Genomic DNA, 16,819 nt, shown 5'->3' on the forward strand with positions numbered 1-16,819 from the left:
TGGGGAGATCAGCTGCCGTCGCGATTTTCGCTAATCACCGGCGTTGCAGAATTGGCGCTGCGCCAAAGCCGCTGATCTCCCCCCTCGTGGGGGAGATGTCCGGCAGGACAGAGGGGGGCGCGAAGGAACTCGACCTTGCCTCACGTCTCCGCAACAGCAGCGCTTTCCACCACGGTGTCCGCCTCCACCCTCGGCTCCTTGATCCTGAACCAAGTCACATAAAGCGCCGGCAGGAACAGCAGCGTGATCGCCGTACCGGCGATGATGCCGCCCATCATGGCGTAGGCCATCGGGCCCCAGAACACTTCGCGCGCGATCGGGATTAGCGCCAGGCTGGCGGCGGCCGCCGTCAACGCGATCGGCCGCATGCGGTGCTCGGTCGCTTCGATGACGGCCTCCCAGCGATCCTTGCCTTCCCGTACCAGATCCTCGATCTGCACGATCAGGATAACCGAGTTGCGGATCAGGATGCCGATCAGCGCCAGCACGCCGAGGATGGCGACGAAGCCGAGCGGCGCGCCGCTAGGCACCAGGGCCGCGACCACGCCGATCAGGCCGAGCGGCGCCACCGCCACCACCAGGAACAGGCGCTGGAAGCTCTGCAGCTGGATCATCAGGATGGTCGCCATGACGAACAGCATCAGCGGCACCACCGCGGCGATCGGTCCCTGGCTCTTTGCGCTTTCCTCGACCGAGCCGGCGGTCGCCACCGAATAGCCGGGTGGCAGCTTGGCGATGAAGGCGTCGACCGACGGCTTCAATTCGTTGACGACGGTCGCCGGCAGCACGTCACCAACCAGACCGGCGCGCACGGTGATCGTCGGGATGCGGTTGCGCCGCCACACCGTCGGCTGTTCGAGGTCGTAACGGAAGTTCGCCACCGCCGCGAGCGGGATCGCCTCGCCGTTGCCGGTCGGCAGCTGCATGTTCTGCAGCGTGTCGATCGAGCCGCGCTCGGCCTCTCGCGAGCGGGCGATGACGTTGATCAGATAGGTGGCGTCGCGCACCTGGGTGATGGTGGCCCCGCCGACCGTGCTGTTCAGTGCGCTGGCGATGTCGGAGGAGGTGATGCCGAGCTGGCGCGCCTTGTCCTGCAGTACGTCGACCCTCAGCACGCGCTGCGGCTCGTTCCAGTCGAAGGTCGGCGCCGCGAGCTTCGGATTGACCGAGATCAGGCCGGCAAATTGCTGCGCCAGTTCGCGCACCGTCTGGATGTCGGGACCACCGACACGGTACTGCACCGGGCGCCCGACCGGCGGCCCGAGCTCGAGCGGCTTGACGAAGGCGTCGGTGCCGACGAATTCCTCGCGCAGCAGCTTCTCCAGCACCGGCTTCAGCCGGTTGCGCGCCTCGATGCTCTTGGTGACGATGACGGTCTGGCCGAAATAGGGATTGGCCGGCTGCACGTCGAAGGCGAGCAGGAAGCGCACCGCACCCTGGCCGATATAGGACGAGAAATGGTCGACGTCGGGATTGCCGGCGAGCGCCCGGCCTTCGAAGCGCTCGATCTGGTCGCGCGTCTCGGTGACGGAGGAATTCTGCGGCAGGCTCCAGTCGACGATCAGCTCGGGCCGGTCCGAGGGCGGGAAGAACTGCTGCTGGACAAGGCCGAAGCCGGCTATCGAGCCGGCAAACAACAATACCGTGACGAAGATGGTCAGCCAGTGATGGCGCACCGAGCCCACCAGCACGCGCCGAAACAGCTTGGTGAAACGTCCGGCCTGCTCATGTTTGTGCTTCATCGTCGCCGGCAGGATGGTGACGCCGAGCAGCGGCGCAAACAGCACCGCCACGATCCATGACACCAGGAGCGAGACCGCGATGACGACGAACAGCGTAAAGGTGTATTCGCCGGCCGCGCTGTTGTTGAGGCCGATCGGGATGAAGCCGGCGACCGTCACCAGCGTACCGGTCAGCATCGGGAAGGCGGTCGATGTGTAGACATAGGTTGCCGCCTTGCGCAGATTGTCGCCGACCTCGAGCCGCGCCACCATCATCTCGACCGCAATCATCGCGTCGTCGACCAAAAGCCCGAGCGCGATGATCAGCGCGCCCAGCGAAATGCGCTGCAGCGAGATGCCGAGATACGCCATCACGGTAAAGGTGATGGCCAGCACCAGCGGGATCGACAGCGCCACGACGAAGCCGGCGCGCATGCCAAGACTGATGAAGGACACGGCAAGCACGATGGCGACAGCCTCGAACAGCGCCCGGGTGAAGCCGGAAACGGCTTCCTCCACGATCACCGGCTGGTCGGCAACCAGATGCACGCCGACGCCGATCGGCAGGTCGGTCAGCACCTCGTCCATTTTCTTCTCGAGTGCTGCGCCGAATTCGAGCAGGTTGGCATTGGGCTTCATGCCGATGGCGAGCCCGATCGCGTCCTGGCCGTTGAAGCGGAACAGGGCGGTTGGCGGATCGGCATAGCCGCGCCGGATCGTCGCCACATCGCTCAGCCGGAAGAAGCGGTCGTTGACGCGCAGATTGATGCCGCGCAGGCTTTCCTCGGAGGTGAACTGTCCGCCGACGCGCACGCTGACGCGCTCGGGCCCGGATTCGATGACGCCCGACGGCGTGATGGCGTTCTGGTCCTGCAGGCTGGCCACAATCGCCTGCTGGTTGAGGCCGAGGGCTGCGATCTGACGGGTCGAGAATTCGAGATAGATGGCTTCGTCCTGGGCGCCGACCAGGTCGACCTTGCCGGCGTTCGGCACCGTCAGGATCTGGGTCCTGACATCCTCGACATAGTCGCGCAACTGGCGCGGCGTCAGCCCGTCCGAGGTGAAGGCGTAGATATTGCCGAAGACGTCGCCGAAACGGTCGTTGAAGAACGGACCCTGCACGCCTTGCGGAAACTGCGCCCAGATGTCGTTGACCATATTGCGCACCTGGGTCCAGTTCGGCACGACATCGCGGGCCTTGGTGGTGTCCTTCAGGTTGACGAAGATGACGGTCTTGCCCGCCGTGGTGACCGAGCGGGTGAAGTCGAGGCTGTCGAGCTCCTGGAGCTTCTTCTCGATCCGGTCGGTGACCTGCCGCACCGTCTCGTTGACCGAGGCGCCCGGCCAGTTGGCTTGGATAACCATGGTCTTGATGGTGAAGTTCGGATCTTCCTCGCGGCCGAGATTGAGGTAGGCGAAGATGCCGGCGACGACGAAGACCAGCATGAAGTACCAGACCAGCGAGCGATGGTTGAGCGCCCAGTCGGAGAGGTTGAACCCCTTCATGACGCGCCTCCTCTAGGGATCTTGACCTTCTGGCCCTCCTCCAGGCTGTGGACGCCGGCGGTGACGACGCGCATCCCCGCTTCGAGCCCTTCGGCGACGATGAAGCTGGCGCTGTTCTTCGAAGCGATCTTGATCTCGCGCGTCGAGACGCTCGACGTCTTTTCGTCGACGATCCAGACCTTGTCGCCGCCATTCTTCTGCAGCAGTGCCGATAGTGGCAGCTCGATCGTCGGCGCCACTTTCGCCACCCGTGTCGCCGTCACGGTGGAGCCGAGCCGGAAGGCTTGCGGCGGATCGGTGAGCGTCAGCTTGACGCGGCGGCTGCGCGTCGAGGGATCGGCCTGCGGCGCGATCTCGCGCAGCGTGGCCTGGGTTTGGATCGATGGCAGCGATTGCAGGATGACCTCGAAAGGTGTGCCGACGGAGAGGTCGCCGGTCAGTTGGTCGGGAATGTCGACCACCGCTTCGCGCAAATCCGAACGCGCCACAGTGACGATCGTCTGACCGGCTGAGACCGTCTGTCCCACCTCCGCGCCGGTCGCGGTGACGACGCCGTCGAAGTCCGAAAACAGCCTGGCGTAACCAAGCTGCTCCTGCGATTTGGCAAGCGCCGCCTTGGCGCGCTCGACGCCGGCTTCGGCGGCTTGCCGCGCCTGTTGCGCGGCGTCGAAGACGGCCTGCGAGGTGTTGGCGGCGGCAAGCAATTGGCGCTGGCGGTCCTCGCTGGCGGCGGCGTTGGTGAATTGCGCCTCTGCATTGGAGAGTTCGGCCCTGGCCGCCTGGACCGCAAGTTCCAGCGCCGTCGGATCGAGCGTGGCGATCGTCGTGCCCTTGCTGACGATATCGCCGACCTTGACGTCACGCGAGACGACCCGGCCGAGCAGGCGGAAGGCGAGGTCGGCGCTGACCTGGGGCTCGATGGAGCCGGCGAAGCCGAAGGTTCGCGTCGTCTGCGGCTCGATCACCGTCGACAGCACCGGCCGGATGATCTCGGGCGGTTTTTCCTCCGATTTCGAGCAGCCAGCGAGCGCCGCTATTGCAGACAAGGCAGACACAAAGAGCAGGATACGCCGCCGCCTCATTGTCCGGCTCCCGAGATCTCGACCGCCTGTCCGGGGCTGAGCAACTGGCCACCGGCGGTGACGACGCTTTGTCCGGCCTCCAGCCCCTTGTCGACGACGACCACGCCGGAATCGAAGGCCAGCACATTGACCAGGGCTGTTGTCACCGCTTTGGTCGAGGGATCGACAATCCAGACAGCCGGCTTGCCCTCGACCGAAGTCAGCGCCTGCCAGGGCAGGATGATGGCTTTCGCCGGCCTGGCGTTGACCGAGCCGATGACGGTGGCGCCGAGCGGCATGCCTTCCGGCGTGTCGGCAACACCGACCTTGACCCGAACCGACCCCGAAGCCGGATCGACCGCGGGGGAAACTTCGCGCACCTTGCCCAAGGCCTTAACCTGTGGGTCGGTCAGCAGCGTGATCGTCACCGACGGCGATGGCGCCGTTTTGGCGACCAGCGTTTCCTGGACGTTGAACACCGCGTCGCGGTCGCCGTCCTCGGCGACGGTGAAGACAGTCTGCGCCGCTTGCACCACTTGCCCGGCCTCGACCTGGCGAGCGGTGATGACGCCGGCAGCACCAGCCTTGAGCTCGGTGAAGGACAGGTTCTCCTTGGCGTTGGCAAGCGCGCTCTGCGCCCGATCGACACTGCCTTGCGCCACTTTCTGCGCCTGGTCGGCCGCATCATAGTCGCGCCTGGTGGTAAAGCCCTGGGCGAGCAGGGTCTTCTGCCGTTCGAAGGCGGCGGCGGCCTGGGTCAGTTGCGCTTGCGCTGCGTCGAGATCGGCCTGCGCCGAGCGCAGATCGGATTCCTGTTCCTGCGGATCGATGCGGGCAAGCACGGCGTCCTTGTTGACATGCTGGCCGACATCGACGAGGCGTTCGGCGACGCGGCCACCGACACGGAACGACAGATTGTTCAGCGTGCGCGCCGCAATCACGCCGGTCAGTGAGGTCCTTGGCGCATAATCGGCCATCGCCACCGTCTCGGTGCGCACCATGATCGGCAGCTTTTTGGCCGCCGCTTCCTGCTTCTGGCAACCGGCCAGAATTAGCGGCGCCACCGCGCAGACGATGATGATGGGAGAAAACGAAAAAAGGCCTGAGGCCGGGGGCTGCGGGGCGGACGAAGTCGCGTTCCTGCTCATGGGGTCCCTCACCGATCCGGACCGCTCATGACGGGTGAGCTGTCACAGACAAAAGCGAGGATAATCGATCCCGGGAAAAAGGAAACCGGCCTCGTACGCGTATCGGTCGGCGGCAGGCCCAATCGCCGGGCGACGGTGCCGACTTGAGGAAAACGTGAAATAAGGTCAGAAGAGGCCTTGAGACCTGTCAAGCAAGAGCGGGCGCCAGCCCGGCGAGGGATGACCATGAAGAACGCAGCCATTTCCGAACGCAAGAACCAGTCGATCTCGCGCGGCGTCGGCATGACGACGCAGATCTATGCCGACCGCGCCGAAAATTCGGAGATCTGGGACGTCGAAGGCCGCCGCTACATCGATTTCTCCTCCGGCATCGCCGTCGTCAACACCGGCCATCGGCACCCCAAGGTGATCGAGGCGGTCAAGGCGCAGCTCGACCGCTTCACCCACACCTGCCACCAGGTGGTGCCTTATGAGAGCTATGTCAGGCTGGCCGAACGGCTGAACGCCATGCTGCCCGGCAAGTTCGAGAAGAAGACCATCTTCGTTACCACGGGCGCTGAAGCCGTCGAGAACGCCATCAAGATCGCCCGCAACGCCACCGGCCGCCAGGCCGTCATCGCCTTTGCCGGCGGCTTCCATGGCCGCACCTTCATGGGCATGGCGCTAACCGGCAAGGTCGTGCCTTACAAGGTCGGCTTCGGCGCCATGCCGGGCGACGTCTACCATGCGCCGTTCCCGGTGCCGCTGCATGGCGTGTCGGTCGCGGATTCGCTTGCCGCGCTCGACAAGCTGTTCAAGGCCGATGTCGATCCGGCCCGCGTGGCCGCCATCATCATCGAGCCGGTTCAGGGCGAAGGCGGTTTCTACGACGCGCCGCGCGAGTTCCTGACGGCGCTGCGCAAACTCTGTGACCAGCACGGCATGCTGTTGATCGCCGACGAGGTGCAGACCGGCTTTGCCCGCACAGGCAAGATGTTCGCGATGGACCATCATGAGGTCGCGGCCGACATCACCACGATGGCCAAGAGCCTGGCCGGCGGTTTCCCGCTGTCGGCGGTCACCGGCCGGGCCGAAATCATGGATGCGCCCGGCCCTGGTGGCCTCGGCGGCACCTATGGCGGCAGCCCGATCGGGGTTGCCGCGGCACACGCTGTGCTCGACGTGATCGAAGACGAAAAGCTCTGTGACCGCGCCAATGCGCTCGGCGCCCGGCTGAAGCAGCGCCTGTCGGCGATCCGCGACGACGTTCCCGAGATTGTCGATATCCGTGGTCTCGGCTTCATGAACGCTGTCGAGTTCAACGACGTCAAGAAAGGCCTGCCATCGGCCGAGATCGCCAACGCAATCCGGCTGAAGGCGCTCGACAAGGGGCTGATCCTGCTGACCTGCGGCGTCTATGGCAACGTCATCCGTTTCCTCGCGCCGATCACCATCCAGGACAACGTCATGAACGAGGCGCTCGACATCCTGGAAAGCTCGATCCGCGAAGTCTGCGCGGCCTAGCGGCGACCCCTACCTCCCCCTTGTGGGGAGGTCGGACCGAAGGTCCGGGTGGGGGGCTTGGCGCCGCCCCCGCCCCGATGCTTCGCATCGACCCTCCCCACAAGGGGGAGGGTAAAGTGCGCTACCCCGCAGCCCTTGCCGGCTCATCCTGCTGAAACGCAGCCAGCGCAGCCTTCATCCCATCAGGACCTTCCGCCACCGTCTGCGGCGTCGGCGAAAACCCGGCGCCGAGCATCTTGCGGCCGAGCATGTGGTCACCCGGGCGATTGACCGATTCGATGCCGAGCAACCGGCTTCCAGCATAGTGGTAGATCGAGAACTTGTTGTCGGCGAGGTCGCCCAGCACGACATGGCTGTCGCCGCCCGACGTCAGTCCGACCATCTGCAACTTCATGTCGCCGATGTCCGACCAGAACCATGGCACCGCCCCATAGGCGTCCGCGTGGCCGGTGATGGTGCGCGCGGCAAGCCGCGCCTGGTCGGTGGCGTTCTGCACCGATTCCAGCCGCACGTCGCCGCCGGTCGACCAGTGGCGGTAGGAGGCGGCGTCGCCGATGGCGAGAATATCCGGCACCGAGCTGCGCATCTGCTGGTCGACGCGGATGCCGTTGGCGACAGTCAGCCCGGCGGCCTGCGCCAGTTCGACATTCGGCACCGCGCCGATACCGACGATCACCATACGTGCCGGCAGCCTTTCGCCGGTGGACGTGACGGCGGCCGAGACATGGCCGTCTTCACCTTCCAGCCTCGCAATGGTGATGCCGGTCAGGATGCGCACGCCGATCGTTTCCAGCCGCTGGCGGACATGGCTCGCCACTACCGGTGCCACGGCGCGGCCGAGCAGCCGGTCGACCGCTTCGACCACGGTGACGTTGCGGCCGGCCGCTCGCAGCGTTGCCGCGATCTCCAGTCCGATGAAGCCGCCGCCGAGAATGACAACGTCGTCGCTCTGCGCACTGAGTTCGCGGATCAGCCGCGCATCGGCGATCGAGCGCAGCGACAGCACGCCCGAGAGGTCGGCGCCCGGCAGCGGCAGCAGCCGTGGTCGCGAACCGGTGGCCAGGATGAGGCGGTCGAAGGCAAGCGTGCCGCCGCCCGCTATGTCCAGCGTCCGGCCTGCCGTATCGATGCGATCGATTCGGATGCCCGGTCTAAAGTCGATGGTGCTGCCGGTGTAAAAGGCCTCGCCGCGCAAGGGCTGCGGCTTTGCCTCGGCATCCTTGATGAAGGTCTTCGACAAAGGCGGCTTGTGGTAGGGCAGTTCGTCCTCGTCGCCGATCAGCACAACCGGTCCGTCATAGCCTTCCTCGCGCAGGCTGGCGGCCGCTTGCACGCCCGCGTGACCCGCACCGACAATGACGACACCATTCTTCATCGCAACCCCGAATTCCTGTTTCAAATCTAGGATGTTCCGCCAGATGGCGATTGTCTGCCGCCGTCGCCAGAGCCCCGGTCCGGGTCGCACCCGGAACGGTCGCCTGTCAATCTCGGTGTCTCTCACTTTGGCTGTTGGTGATACGATTTAAAGTTGATAGTCCCAGTTTAGAATAATTCTAAACTGTTGTTTCAATTGAATTTTCTGGGGTTCACTAGTTGACTTCCGGCGTCGCCATCGTTTTATGGAGGCTCGCGCGTCAGCGCATCCCTTTGATGTTTGGGCCTTGAACCCGTTCGATTGGAGGCATTTGGTGTCTTTCTACCGTGAACCGCGCGGCGCGGTATCTGCCGTGACCCATGGCATGCCTATGTCCTGGCACCGCTTGGCACGCGCGCCTTTTACCGAATTCCCTTTGAACTGGAGAATGATGATGACAGCACGATATGGCGGCAGGCTGGCTGCGATCGGTGCCACGGCAATGTTGACGGCGGCGGTTTTCATCCTGCCGGCCAAGGCCGCGGAGATCGATGCCAAGGCGGTCATCAAGACCTATTCCGACATCGCGCTGGCCAAATATGAGGATTCGCTGACCACGGCGCAGGCGCTCGACAAGGCTGTCGACGCGCTGCTTGCCAACCCTTCGGCGGACACGCTGAACGCCGCCCGCGATGCCTGGAAGGCGTCGCGCGTGCCTTACCAGCAGACCGAGGTCTATCGCTTCGGCAACAAGATCGTCGACGACTGGGAAGGCAAGGTGAATTCCTGGCCGCTGGACGAAGGCCTGATCGATTATGTCGCCAAGAGCTACGGCACCGAGTCCGATGCCAACGCGCTCTACACCGCCAATGTGATTGCCAACAAGGAAATCGAGATCAACGGCAAGAAAGTCGACGCTTCGAAGCTGTCGCCGGAATTCCTATCCGGCACGCTGCAGGAAGCCGGCGGCATCGAAGCCAATGTCGCGACCGGCTATCACGCCATCGAGTTCCTGCTCTGGGGCCAGGATCTGCACGGCACCGGCCCGGGCGCCGGCGAGCGGCCCTACACCGACTATGACCTCAAGAACTGCACCGGCGGCAATTGCGATCGCCGTGCCGAGTATCTGAAGTCGGCCAGCGACCTGCTGGTCGCCGACCTGCAGGAAATGGTCGGCAACTGGAAGGAAGACGGCGCCGCCCGCAAGAACCTCGTCGACGGCCAGCCGAACACCGCCATTTCGGTGATCTTCACCGGCATGGGCTCGCTGTCCTACGGCGAACTGGCTGGCGAGCGCATGAAGCTCGGCCTCTTGCTGCACGATCCGGAAGAGGAGCACGACTGCTTCTCCGACAACACCTACAACTCGCATCTCTATGACGCCATCGGCATCCGCGCCGCCTATCTCGCCAGCTACACCCGCCTCGACGGCACCGTCGTTTCGGGCCCGTCGGTGCACGATATGGTCAAGGCGGCCGATCCGGCGATCGACAAGGAACTGTCCGACAAGCTCGATGTCTCGGTTGCCAAGATGGAGGCGATCAAGGCGCGGGCGGTGGCCGGCGAGGCCTATGACCAGCAGATCGCCGAGGGTAACACCGAAGGCAACGCCACCGTGCAGGCGGCAATCGACGCACTGGTCGACCAGACCAAGTCGATCGAACGCGCCGTCGGTGCCTTGAAGCTCAACAACATTGCTTTCGAAGGTTCCGACAGCCTCGATGCACCGGAGAAGGTGTTCAAGTAGCACCTCAACCAACCACCAGCCAAACGGCGCGGAGGAGGCGCCGTCAGCCAGAGCCAATCCATGCTGATCTGCCATTGCAACATCATCACTGAAAGGGAGATTGAGCAGACGATCGTCGATCTGCTGGATCAGGATCCCTGGCAGCTCATCGTGCCGGCGAAAGTCTATCACACGATGCAAAAGCGCGGTCGCTGTTGCGGCTGCTTCCCAAATGTGGTCGAAACGATCATTCGGGTCACCGAAAATTACCACGCCCGCTCGGAGGCGAGCGGCGTGGACATCGTTTCACATCTGGATCGCGTCAGAGGCCTGCGCGTCCAATACGGGAGCAGAACCCATGAAAGGCGAAAAGCAGATCATCGAGCGGCTTAACGAGGCTCTTTTCCTGGAGCTCGGCGCCGTCAATCAGTACTGGGTGCATTTCCGTCTGCTGGAAGACTGGGGATACGCCAAGCTGGCAAAGAAGGAACGCGCCGAATCGATCGAGGAGATGCACCATGCCGACAGGCTGGTGGCCCGTATCATCTTCCTCGAAGGCCACCCCAATCTGCAGTCCGTGGCGCCTTTGCGCATCGGCCAGAACGTCAAGGAAGTGCTCGAATCCGATCTAGCCGGCGAGTATGACGCGCGCACCGCCTACAAGCGTTCGCGCGAGATCTGTGAAGAAGCAGGCGACTACGTGACGATGAAGCTGTTCGAGGATTTGCTGTCCGACGAGGAAGGTCACATCGACTTCCTCGAGACGCAGCTCGACCTCCTGGCCTCGATCGGCGAGGAAAAATACGGCCAGCTCAACGCCGCATCGGCGGACGAGGCGGAATAGGACCATGCAGGAATGCGGCGCCCCCTAGATCTTCTGCGCCGCTCGCGGCGGGCTAACGGCCCGCTGCTTCCCAAAACCCCGCGATGCCAAGCGTTTCGCGGGCTTTTGATTGTAATCCTTGCGATAATTTCGACCGCTGCTCTGGCCGGCTCGCCGGAACCGGCCGGCCTTGCCACGGGCCGCACCGACCTGACGCCGAAGGATCAGGCCCGCGTCCTTGCCGTCACCCGACCGACCACGGACTTCTCCAAGCCAGAATCCTTCGAGACGATGCAAGGTGGCGCCGGCACCTCGCGCAAGCAGGCCGACCGCGACGCCTTCTCGCAACCCGCTGAAAACATCACCTTCGAGGAAGAGGGCACTTTCAAGCTCGGCAATGCGCTTTTCCGCAAGAACTGGGTGTCGTCGCCGTCCTCGACCCAGGCCTCGGATGGCCTCGGGCCGCTGTTCAACGAGCGTGCCTGCCAGAATTGTCATCTGAAGGATGGCCGCGGCCGTCCGCCGGCAGCTGACAACCGCAGCACCTCGATGTTCCTGCGGCTGGCGCGCGATGCGAGCACGGCTGAGGAGAAGGCCGAGATCGCCGCACACAAAGTGCTGAACTTTCCCGATCCGGTCTACGGCACGCAATTGCAGGAACTGGCGGTCCCCGGCCTCAAGGGCGAAGGCCGCATGCGTGTCGACTACAGCGAGGAAAAGGTTGCGCTTGGCGACGGCCCCCTCGTTTCGCTGCGCAAACCGAGTTATTCCATCGATGGTCTTGGCTATGGCCCGCTTGACCCGCGCACCACATTGTCGCCGCGCCTGACGCCGCCGATGATCGGGCTTGGCCTGATCGAACAGATCGCGCCGGCAGATATCCTTGCCCATGCCGATCCCGATGATCGCGATGGCGACGGGATTTCCGGAAGACCCAACATCGTGCGTGACGTCGGCAGCGGGGAACTGATGCTCGGCCGCTTCGGTTGGAAGGCGCAGACCGCCTCGATCCGCCAGCAGGCGGCGGATGCCTTTGACGGCGATATCGGCATTTCGACGCCGGAAGAGCCCAACCATTGGGGTGATTGCACTGCGGCCGAAAAGGCCTGTCTGGCCATGCCGAACGGCGTCCAGAAGCGGCTGGGCCCGGTCGAGGCGCCGCCACCGGTGATGGACCTCGTCACCTTCTATTCGCAGAACCTTGCCGTGCCGGCGCGGCGCGATGTCGGCGACCCCGCGGTGCTCGCGGGCAAAAAACTGTTCTATGAGATGGGCTGCATCGCCTGCCACACGCCGAAATTCGTCACCATGCGCGGTACGCCCAACAAGGCGCAGGCCTTCCAGCTGATCTGGCCATATTCCGACTTTCTGCTGCACGACATGGGTCCCGATCTCGCCGACGGCCAGGCTGTGGGCGAAGCCAGAGGCAACGACTGGCGCACCCCGCCGCTCTGGGGCATCGGGCTGACCAAGACAGTCAACGGCAACAGCTTCTTCCTGCATGACGGGCGTGCGCGTACGCTTACCGAAGCGATCCTGTGGCATGGCGGCGAGGGGCAGAAAGCGCGCGACCGCTTTGCCGCTGCCGACGTGGCCGACCGCGGCGCACTGGTCAAATTCCTGGAGTCACTGTGATGCTGAAGCGTTTCCTGCCTGTTCTCGCTCTTGCGCTGGCTATGTCTTCGCCTGCATCGGCCTCGGTGAAAGCCTCCGACGTCATCCAGCGCGCGATCGACGGCTTCGTCCGTCCCGCCTATGCCAGCCTGCACGAGCATGCCGGCGGCCTGGCCAAGGCCATGGACGCGCTTTGCCAGGCGCCTTCGCAGACCGCGCTCGATGCCGCGCATGCGGAGTTCTCGGCCACGGTCGCAGCCTGGTCGTCGGCCGAAATCATCGCCTTCGGCCCGATCAAGGAGAACAACCGGCTGGAGCGCATGCTCTACTGGCCCGACCGCAAGAGCATCGGCCTGAAGCAGGTGCAGGCGGCGCTCGCCGGCAAGGACCCGACCGCGACCGATCCGGCACAGCTGGCCGGCAAGAGCGTCGCCATGCAGGGGTTGGGGGCGCTGGAGTTCGTGCTCTATGGCGACGGCTCCGAGGTGCTGGCCGGCAAGGACGATCCGTATCGCTGCGCCTATGGCTCGGCGGTCGCCAAAAATATCGAGACTATTGCCGCCGATGTCGATGCGGCCTGGAAAGAGCCGGACGGGTTCGCGGCCCTGTGGGCCAAGCCGGGACCCGACAACGCGCTCTACCGCGACGGTACCGAAGCGGTGACTGAACTGGTCGGCGTCTTCATCAACGAACTGGAAATGGTCCGCGACGTGCGCCTCAAAGGTTTTCTCGGCGCCAAGCCGGAGGCCGACAAGCCAAAGCAGGCGATCTATTGGCGCTCACAAAACACCGGCCTGTCGTTGGCTGGAAATCTCTCGGGCATCGACGCGCTGTTCGCAACTTCAAAGCTCGGCGACGCGCTGCCCGAGGATGCGCGCTGGATGGCAGAATCGATCCATATCCAGCTCACCAACGGTGTCGCCACCGCCAAATCCGTCCAGGGTCCGATCGACAAGGTGCTCGCCGATCCCGCTGAGCGCGAGAAGCTCAAGCATTTGGCGCTGATCACCTCCAGCCTGTCGGGCCTGATCGGCACCCGGCTGACCGCCGAATTCGGCCTGACCGCCGGCTTTTCGTCGCTGGACGGAGACTGAGCATGAGGACGCCGCTGATCGATCGCCGCGATTTTCTGAGAGCTGCCGGCGCAGGCTTCGTCACCGCGATGGCGCCTCGTGCCTGGGCAAATACGCTCAGCACGGATGCGGTGTTCGCCACCGCCTTCGTCAAGCGCGACGGCAGTTTTGGCGCGGCGGTGCTGTCGGAAGCCGGCAAACTACTGCATGCGATCGACCTGCCCGACCGTGGCCATGACGTCACCTTCGATCCGGTATCGAAGCGCTCGGTGGTCTTCGCCAGACAGCCCGGCATCTTCGCCGTGGTCTTCGACCACACCGGTCGCGAAGCGCCGCTGACCATCGCCAGCATCACCGGCCGGCACTTCTTCGGCCATGGCGTGTTCTCGGCCGATGGCGCGCTGCTCTACGCAACCGAAAATGATTTCGACAACGCCGCCGGCGTCGTCGGCGTCTATGATGCACGCGCCAAGTTCAGCCGCATCGGCGAGTTCCCGACTTATGGCATGGGGCCGCACGAGCTTCTGCTGCTCGGCGACGGTAGGACGATCGCCATCGCCAATGGCGGCATCGAGACCCATCCGGACTATGGCCGCGCCGAACTCAACATCGCGACCATGAAGCCGTCTTATGTGCTGGTCGACCGCATCACCGGCGAGCTCATCGAAAAACACGAACTGCCGCCGGCGCTGCACCAGCTGTCGATCCGCCACATGGATGCCGATGGGTCAGGCACCATATGGTTCGGATGCCAGTATCGCGGGCCGGGCACCGACCGCCCGCTGCTGATTGGCCGCGCCGCACGCGGCAAGGAACTGCAACTGCTCGACATGCCGCAGGACGTGCTCTCCGGTTTCCGCAACTATATCGGCTCGGTCGCCGCCAATCCGCTCGCCGGGACCGTCGCGGTGTCGTCGCCGGAAGGCAATTCGCTGGCCGTCATCGACGCCGCCAGCGGCGAGATCGTGACCACAAAGGCGCTGGTCGAGGTCTGCGGCCTGGCGCCCGATGGTCCCGGCTTCATGGCAACGACAGGCGCCGGTGACATCATCGAAGGCAGCGGGACGACGCGCTCGGAGCCAGACTATGTCTGGGACAACCATATGCTGCGCATCGCGCCGGCGGCGTAAGCCGTCCGGCCTACGCCGAAGCGAAGCCGCGTAACTTTCCCCTTGCGGCGGCGCGCCATGGCGGGCAGAGGGAGGCTGTTCTTGAAATCGGCTTCCTTATGAAACTGCTCGCCATCGACTGTGCCGCCAATCTTTGCGCCGCCTGCATCTACGATGCGGCGGACGGCAAGGAGCTCGGCCGCTCGGTGCGCGATCTCGGCAAGGGCCATGCCGAACACCTGATGGCCATCATCGATGAAGCGCTGAAGGCGGGCGGTACGGACTATGCCGGCCTTGGCGCTGTCGCCGTCTCGGTCGGTCCGGGTTCGTTCACCGGCTTGCGTGTCGGCGTATCGGCGGCGCGAGGCCTGGCACTGGCGCTGAAAATCCCGGCAATCGGCGTGACCACGCTGGAAGCTTTGGCGGCGGAAGCAAGCGCGACATTCCCCCGCCGCCCGGTCCTGGCCGCGCTCGACGCCGGTCGCGAGGAGATCCACGCCGCGTTTTACGATGCGGAAGCGATTTTGCGTTATGGTCCGGCGGTGACCACACTTGCGCAAGCCGCGGCAATGGCGGCGGACAATCTTTCGGTGTTTGCCGGCACCGCGGCTGAGCAGATCGCCGCGGCGGTCGGACGCACCTTCGATATCGGCCCGACATCAGCCACCGCCGACATCGCGATCTACGCCCGGTTGGCAGCTGCCAAGCCTGAGGGGGAAAAGCCGAAACCGCTTTATCTGCGCGGCGCCGACGCAAAGCCGCAGGCGGGGTTCATTCTGTCGCGGCAGGAAAAGTAATGCGCATTCCTTTCCTCCAGCCGCGCCGCAGGGACTATGCGCTCGAACCGCTGACCATCGCCGACAGCCCGGCAGCGTCGGTGCTGCATCGCGAGGATTTCGTTCGCCCGTGGACCGATGGCGAGTTCGCCGCGTTGCTCGAGCAGGACACCGTGTTCGGTTATGCCGCGCGCGAAATCGGCCAAGGCGCCAAGCCGCCGGTCGGCTTTGTGCTGGCGAGGCTCGCCGCCGGCGAGGGCGAGATCCTGACCGTGGCGGTGGCGCGCTCACATCGCCGCCAGGGGCTCGGCTGGCAGTTGATGGACGCTGTGCTGCGCGAATTGCATGCACAGCGCGCCGAGGCGCTGTTCCTCGAAGTCGACGAGACCAATGTCGCTGCGATAGCGCTTTACCGGCGGCTCGGCTTCCGCCAGGTCGGCCACCGCGCCAATTATTACCGCTCGACCGAGCATGGCCCGACCGGCGCGCTTGTCATGCGCCGCGATCTTCGTTAGCGAGAGCGCGGGATAAGGTCAGGCGCATGATCGGAAAAATCAGGATTTTCCTGGCGCTGAGCCTCGTTGTCGTCGGCTCGCTGGCGCTTGTGCCGCTGCAGCTCCTGTCGATGAAGACCGGAATCTGGCGCGAAACGGTCATTCTGAAGGTCTGGCACAGGCTTATCGTGCGCACGCTCGGCCTGCGCATCCATGTCAAAGGCGCGCTGTCCACAAAACGCCCGCTGCTGGTCGCCTCCAACCATATTTCCTGGACCGACATCATGGTGCTCGGCTCCTTTGCCGATGTGACCTTCATCGCCAGGGCGGATATGGAGGGATGGCCGCTGATCGGCTGGCTGTCGAAACTGCAGCGCACCGTCTTCATCGAGCGCGAGCGCAAGCGCACGGCGGGCGACCAGGCCAGCGAGATCGCCAGCCGCATGGCCAAGGGCGACGCCATGGTGCTGTTTGCCGAGGGCTCGACCGGCGACGGCAACACCATCCTGCCGTTCAAGAGCACGCTCTTTGGCGCCGCCTCGATGGCGATTTCGGAAGGGGCCGCCGAACAGGTCTTCATCCAGCCGCTGGCGATCGCTTATACACGGGTGCACGGCGTGCCGCTCGGCCGCCGTCACAGGTCGATCGCGGCCTGGATCGGCGATCAGGACCTGGTGCCGCATCTCAAGGTGCTGATGGCTGAGGGCGCGCTCGACGTCGAAGTGCATTTCGGCGAACCCATCGCCTTTGCCAAGGGCTCGAACCGCAAGGAAACGTCTAGGCTGATGGAAAGCCAGGTGCGCGCCATGATGCAGGCAGCACTCGCCGACCCGGTTCCGAGCCGGTAGCTCGCGTGCGCCCTCAGGCGCATCCCGAGAATCGTCTGTTTTTTGTCACGGAAAGGCGTTAGA

14 protein-coding genes are annotated in these 16,819 nt (G+C 64.5%); 10 read left to right on the forward strand and 4 right to left on the reverse strand.

Annotation, left to right across the window (positions count from 1 at the left end; genetic code table 11):
* Window positions 1-140: 140 nt before the first annotated feature.
* The 3 genes from AC1DYJ_RS01500 to AC1DYJ_RS01510 are packed head-to-tail and all read right to left on the reverse strand — an operon-like array spanning window position 141 to window position 5,436.
* A complete protein-coding gene (locus AC1DYJ_RS01500; protein ID WP_477279352.1) occupies window positions 141-3,227 on the reverse strand; it encodes an efflux RND transporter permease subunit in 3,087 nt (1,028 codons plus the stop codon).
* Window positions 3,224-4,309, reverse strand: a complete 1,086-nt coding sequence (locus AC1DYJ_RS01505) for an efflux RND transporter periplasmic adaptor subunit (protein ID WP_477279354.1) — start codon at window positions 4,307-4,309, stop codon at window positions 3,224-3,226. Before AC1DYJ_RS01505 ends, AC1DYJ_RS01500 begins: the two co-directional genes overlap by 4 nt.
* Window positions 4,306-5,436 (reverse strand): efflux RND transporter periplasmic adaptor subunit, encoded by a 1,131-nt coding sequence (locus tag AC1DYJ_RS01510; RefSeq protein WP_477279356.1) that lies wholly within the window; start codon window positions 5,434-5,436, stop codon window positions 4,306-4,308. Before AC1DYJ_RS01510 ends, AC1DYJ_RS01505 begins: the two co-directional genes overlap by 4 nt.
* A 225-nt stretch (window positions 5,437-5,661) precedes the next feature.
* On the opposite strand from AC1DYJ_RS01510, the gene AC1DYJ_RS01515 reads away from it, so the two are divergent.
* On the forward strand, window positions 5,662-6,939 hold the full coding sequence (locus AC1DYJ_RS01515; RefSeq protein ID WP_477279358.1) for a 4-aminobutyrate--2-oxoglutarate transaminase: 1,278 nt from the start codon (window positions 5,662-5,664) through the stop codon (window positions 6,937-6,939).
* A 121-nt stretch (window positions 6,940-7,060) separates the two neighbouring features.
* On the opposite strand, the gene AC1DYJ_RS01520 is transcribed toward AC1DYJ_RS01515, so the two are convergent.
* Window positions 7,061-8,314: an NAD(P)/FAD-dependent oxidoreductase gene (locus tag AC1DYJ_RS01520; protein ID WP_477279360.1), complete on the reverse strand. Its 1,254-nt coding sequence runs from the start codon at window positions 8,312-8,314 to the stop codon at window positions 7,061-7,063.
* Between the two features lie 433 nt (window positions 8,315-8,747).
* On the opposite strand from AC1DYJ_RS01520, the gene AC1DYJ_RS01525 reads away from it, so the two are divergent.
* The 9 genes from AC1DYJ_RS01525 to olsA all read left to right on the forward strand — a co-directional run bounded on the left by AC1DYJ_RS01525 (window position 8,748) and on the right by olsA (window position 16,756).
* Window positions 8,748-10,040 (forward strand): imelysin family protein, encoded by a 1,293-nt coding sequence (locus AC1DYJ_RS01525; protein ID WP_477279362.1) that lies wholly within the window; start codon window positions 8,748-8,750, stop codon window positions 10,038-10,040.
* 60 nt (window positions 10,041-10,100) lie between these two features.
* A complete protein-coding gene (locus AC1DYJ_RS01530; RefSeq protein ID WP_477279364.1) occupies window positions 10,101-10,412 on the forward strand; it encodes a (2Fe-2S)-binding protein in 312 nt (103 codons plus the stop codon).
* The gene (gene bfr / locus AC1DYJ_RS01535; protein ID WP_477279366.1) at window positions 10,378-10,863 is read left to right on the forward strand and encodes a bacterioferritin; all 486 of its coding nucleotides are present in this window, start codon (window positions 10,378-10,380) and stop codon (window positions 10,861-10,863) included. Before AC1DYJ_RS01530 ends, bfr begins: the two co-directional genes overlap by 35 nt.
* A gap of 12 nt (window positions 10,864-10,875) precedes the next feature.
* A complete protein-coding gene (locus AC1DYJ_RS01540; RefSeq protein ID WP_477279368.1) occupies window positions 10,876-12,477 on the forward strand; it encodes a di-heme oxidoreductase family protein in 1,602 nt (533 codons plus the stop codon).
* On the forward strand, window positions 12,477-13,550 hold the full coding sequence (locus tag AC1DYJ_RS01545; RefSeq protein WP_477279370.1) for an imelysin family protein: 1,074 nt from the start codon (window positions 12,477-12,479) through the stop codon (window positions 13,548-13,550). The genes AC1DYJ_RS01540 and AC1DYJ_RS01545 overlap by 1 nt, the downstream gene beginning before the upstream one ends.
* A 2-nt stretch (window positions 13,551-13,552) precedes the next feature.
* Window positions 13,553-14,659, forward strand: coding sequence for a DUF1513 domain-containing protein (locus AC1DYJ_RS01550; protein WP_477279372.1), 1,107 nt, complete (start codon window positions 13,553-13,555; stop codon window positions 14,657-14,659).
* A 98-nt stretch (window positions 14,660-14,757) separates the two neighbouring features.
* Entirely contained in the window at window positions 14,758-15,435 is a 678-nt protein-coding gene (gene tsaB, locus AC1DYJ_RS01555) for a tRNA (adenosine(37)-N6)-threonylcarbamoyltransferase complex dimerization subunit type 1 TsaB (protein WP_477279374.1), read from the forward strand.
* Window positions 15,435-15,929, forward strand: a complete 495-nt coding sequence (rimI, locus tag AC1DYJ_RS01560; protein WP_477279376.1) for a ribosomal protein S18-alanine N-acetyltransferase — start codon at window positions 15,435-15,437, stop codon at window positions 15,927-15,929. The genes tsaB and rimI overlap by 1 nt, the downstream gene beginning before the upstream one ends.
* A gap of 26 nt (window positions 15,930-15,955) precedes the next feature.
* On the forward strand, window positions 15,956-16,756 hold the full coding sequence (olsA, locus tag AC1DYJ_RS01565; RefSeq protein ID WP_477279378.1) for a lyso-ornithine lipid O-acyltransferase: 801 nt from the start codon (window positions 15,956-15,958) through the stop codon (window positions 16,754-16,756).
* Window positions 16,757-16,819 lie beyond the last annotated feature (63 nt).

Source organism: Mesorhizobium sp. P2_B11, from assembly GCF_056404855.1.